Origin of the sequence: Bacillus sp. AR2-1, from assembly GCF_008368755.1 — a bacterium.
GTDB lineage: Bacteria > Bacillota > Bacilli > Bacillales > Bacillaceae_G > Bacillus_A > Bacillus_A wiedmannii.
In genome coordinates, this window is sequence record NZ_QORY01000055.1 from 1 (window position 1) to 1,037 (window position 1,037).

General features: G+C 31.4%; 3 protein-coding genes. All 3 read left to right on the plus strand.

Going from position 1 to position 1,037, the window contains the following annotated elements:
- Window positions 1-149 precede the first annotated feature (149 nt).
- Window positions 150-350, plus strand: coding sequence for a helix-turn-helix transcriptional regulator (locus DT250_RS31260; protein ID WP_141542188.1), 201 nt, complete (start codon window positions 150-152; stop codon window positions 348-350).
- A gap of 5 nt (window positions 351-355) precedes the next feature.
- Window positions 356-649 carry a hypothetical protein gene (locus tag DT250_RS31265; protein WP_149214383.1) on the plus strand — a complete coding sequence of 98 codons (294 nt, stop codon included), beginning with the start codon at window positions 356-358 and terminating at the stop codon, window positions 647-649.
- A 255-nt stretch (window positions 650-904) separates the two neighbouring features.
- On the plus strand, window positions 905-1,037 hold a 133-nt coding region (locus DT250_RS31275; protein WP_149214384.1), incomplete at its 3' end, for a helix-turn-helix domain-containing protein.

The window sequence follows — 1,037 nt, forward strand, 5'->3', positions numbered from 1 at the left end:
TGAAAGTGGGGGGAGTTCAATAAGGGGGATAATTTGGAGGCTTATAACACGAAATCTTTATATTTTAATTTTAAATTGTTGAAAGATTTGTAAAAAATACTTTACGAATTGTAAGAAATAAATTACAATTTTCCTAAGAGGTGTTCCTATTGTTACATAATAAAATTGTAGTTTGTCGAGCAGAAAAGGGTTGGACTCAAGAAGAATTGGCAAAAAGGGTTGGTGTTAGTCGACAAACTATCGCTACTCTTGAAAAGAATAAATATAACCCTTCTCTAATTCTAGCCTTTAAAATCGCAAACGCATTTGAAAAGCCAATAACTGACGTGTTCGATTATCAAGAGGAGTGAGTCATATGTTGTGGTTAAAAATTTTATTTTTTGTTGTAATATTCATTAGTCAGATGTACGTAATACAATTTCAGTCCAGTGATGAAGCAAAAGACGAAAGAGGGAGAGAAATTCAATATAAAACAAATAATGTGTTGTACAATATCTTATCTGTAGGTATCATTGCCATTTTTATTTTTCAATCAGTAGATATAATTTCTTTAGAATTTCTACCTGATTTATTGTTATATTTTGTGCTTTCATTAAGTGTATTAGGCAGTCTTTTTATACTTATCAATAGAAATAGAAAAAATTACTAATATAATGTACTTGATTATGATGAAGGTAGAATGATAACGATGTACAAACTGTATTTGAATTGAGATTTATCATTTTAGCCAAGAAGACTCCTTCCTCAAGGAACGCGAAGTGAGTAGGTGGGAGATGAATTGGCTTCGAACAAGAGATGGCAGGAAGCCATCTTAATTGTTCGACATACATAAAGTGTTACTTCACTATCCATCGAATGTACGTTTGGTGTATAATATTCATATACCGAAATGGAGGCGAATCAAATGATAATTAATAAAGCCTTTAAGTTTCGTATCTATCCAAATCATGCACAAGCAATTCTAATTAATAAAACGATAGGTTGTTCTCGCTTTGTATTCAATCATTTCCTATCCCTATGGGATCACGCATATAAAG

Bases quoted from the DNA above. Each gene is read 5' to 3' on its own strand.
- DT250_RS31265 (WP_149214383.1), top strand. From the start codon at position 356: ATGTTGTGGTTAAAAATTTTATTTTTTGTTGTAATATTCATTAGTCAG.